Raw genomic sequence first — 2931 nt, forward strand, 5'->3', positions numbered from 1 at the left:
ATCGCTTTATATGAGTGTCATCATCAATATAATCCTCATTTTCTCCAGCTGTTTTAATCAGACGAATCTGTTTTTCTAGGAGCTTTTTATCAGGATCATAATAGATAGATTCCGTAAGCACTAAGCCTTTGTCTAACGGTTTATATAAGCTAATTTCCATATAATGAAAGTAGGTATAAAAGTCTACAGTCACTGCTTGATAACCTTTAGGCAAAGCTTTTCTTTGATAATCGATATGAGTGTTAAGACCTCTCAATTCTCTCATTTCTTCGTCAGTCGCCCTAGAGGTTGATACTTTGATATTGCCACTACTTTCCAGAGAAGAAGTCGATTCCCCTGCAAGGTCAAAATAAAGTTCATCAAAGATATTTCCAATGCTGAAATCATGCTCCTTTTTCTCATAAAAATTGACATACACAACCATACCGACAAAAATGATGACAAAAAGTAGAGCGAACGCTAGCTTGAAATATTTTTCCATCTATTTCTCCTTATCGGATTGGTAGTCATTGTCTTCCACATAGTCAGGCAAACCATCTACCAGTCTTCCCATTGCTTTTTGACCTTTATCTTATCATAATCACTAGGAGTAAATTGACTATCATAAGCTTTAGTCCAATCTTTAAGAATGAGATCTTTTATCACTTGATCGTAAGAGTCTTCAACCTCTTCAATCGTTATATCATATTTCTTAAGATAAGATTTTACCTGTGAATTCGAATCATAAAAAGGATAGTCATTATTTTTATCATCATAGATAACTAACTCTTCTTTGGCCATTTTACTATTTGGCTCATAAATAAACCACCTAATTAAATATAAGTTTTCATTTAATCTTTGCCGAAAGGAAATATTTAATGCCTTATCAGCATTATCTTTTTCAATAAAAATTTCTTTATAATTAGAATGAACGTTTTCCTGATAGGTGAACTGAACCGCAGGATATTCTTTGCCATTATCATCAAAACTTGAGTAATCTTTTCTGGTTACTTTAGTGGAAAGGGGAACTTGATCCATCTCTAAATATATCTCATCAAAAATATTGGGAGCCTTTTTCTCATAAATATTAACATACACAACCATACCGACAAAAATGATGATAAAAAGTAAGGAGAAAATAACCTTGAAATATTTTTTCATCTATTTCTCCTTATCGGATTGGTGGTCATTGTCTTCCACATAGTCACGCAAACCATCTACCAATCTTCCCACTGTTTTTTGACCTCTATCTTATCATAATCACTAGGAGTAAATTGACTATCATAAGCCTTGGTCCAGTCTCTTAGAATGTTATCTTTAATAATCCAATCGTAAGATTTTTTTATCTCCTCTATGGTGATATCATATTTTTTTAGAAATAATTTTATTTGTGAAGATTTTTCAATTCTTTTAGAGTCACCAGATTCATTATTATAAATTATTAAATATTCTTTAGCACTCTTAGTTTTCGGACTATAAATAAACCAATTAATTAGAGTAATATCATGAGCTATCTCTTTTTCAGAATAGATAGACAATGTTTTTGAAGCAAAATTTTGTTTAACAAAGACATCTGTGAAGTCTGACAGAGCGTTTTTTTTATAGTCAAACTCGGTAGCCTCATATTCTTGATTGTCTTTATCAAATGTTGAGAATGTTTGCTTCGTCATATTTGGAATAGTGTCCACCTTATCTAAATTTGAATACATTTCATCAAATATGTTCGTTACCTCGACTGATTCAGGTATACCCCGACCGGGTAAACTTGGATGCAAAGTTGCAATAAGTAACCAGACCAAAATGACAATTGACATCATGAAAATTAAAACTTTTTTTAACATATAATCGCATCTCTTGCTCTCTAACTAGACTAAGCATAGTCTTTCAAGTTATTATCACCATTCTTCACACTCATGATAAAGTTATAGCTTTCAGGATACTCCTTTTTCAAACGTTCCATACTTTCATCGTCAATGGGACCCACATTTGATCCAACGATGGCAGCCTCCATTTCTCCATAGTCTTGATTTGTCTTAAACTCATTAGCTCTTGTAGTTGACCCAGATTCAATATCTGCATAATATTGATTAGAAGCTTCTGCATAACTTAGTCCTTCATTTTCCATACGAGCTGTAATATTAACAGCATCCAGATCAGCCCGATAATCATCATTTTTTATACTTGGTGACGCTTCTGCAGCATCTGTGGTATCACCAAGCCAGCCAGCTAATTTTTCTACATGATTCTTACCACCATTTAGATCAGCTACAGTATAATAAGGACGTAATATCGTTGCTGTTGTAATAGACTGATGGGCAAAGTCGGCATTAGTAATTTTACCGTTATCTGAATAATCCTTTAATTTCTGGTCATAATGCTCATCAAATCCCTTTTCCGTTCCATACGCTTCCTTATAATTAGCAAGTGCTGTTTCTCTATTTTCTAATTTCTTTGCTTCTACTCCACCGGCAGATAATTCATGCTGCAGTCGGATTTCGTATCTCAGTTTTTTTACTTCTTTTTCACTCAATCCTAGCCATTCTACTAAATCAGAAGCGTTGCTAATTGGCAATCCAGTGATACTTGCAAGGCTCCCCGCCGTTTGAAACCACATTTGATTTTGGACATAGCCTTTTGCTCCAGAAGCTTCGTGATAAACAAAACTCCCCATGATTAAATTGAAAATATAGTCTCTCTCTTCCTGACTTTTATCAGGGAGCTTCTCCTCCAGTCCCCTTCGGACTTGGATAATCTGGCGGGCAGTCATGTCATCAAAGCCATACTGTGCTTTGAGGTTCTCGACAAACTGCTTTTCCTCTGCCGACAGTGTCAGCTTGGCTGAGGCATTCTCCACAGAGGTGCTGAGCCTCTGTATCCAATCCCTGTTCTTAGGAATGATAAAGGTGCCAGTCTTGCTGTCCCAGGAGCTGTTGGCTTGCTGGAGACCCTTTT

3 protein-coding genes and 1 pseudogene are annotated in these 2931 nt (G+C 35.2%); all 4 read right to left on the bottom strand.

Going from position 1 to position 2931, the window contains the following annotated elements:
- Positions 1–481, bottom strand: a 481-nt coding sequence (locus AC4HAI_RS08905; protein ID WP_491111235.1) for a TipC family immunity protein, incomplete at its 3' end; no start/stop codon positions are given.
- Between the two features lie 56 nt (positions 482–537).
- Positions 538–1140 carry a TipC family immunity protein gene (locus tag AC4HAI_RS08910; RefSeq protein WP_491111236.1) on the bottom strand — a complete coding sequence of 201 codons (603 nt, stop codon included), beginning with the start codon at positions 1138–1140 and terminating at the stop codon, positions 538–540.
- 56 nt (positions 1141–1196) lie between these two features.
- On the bottom strand, positions 1197–1820 hold the full coding sequence (locus AC4HAI_RS08915; protein ID WP_491111237.1) for a TipC family immunity protein: 624 nt from the start codon (positions 1818–1820) through the stop codon (positions 1197–1199).
- 29 nt (positions 1821–1849) lie between these two features.
- A pseudogene (locus AC4HAI_RS08920) lies at positions 1850–2931 on the bottom strand (T7SS effector LXG polymorphic toxin); the annotation flags it as partial.

The sequence above is a fragment of the Streptococcus sp. ALY_208 genome (assembly GCF_058314295.1).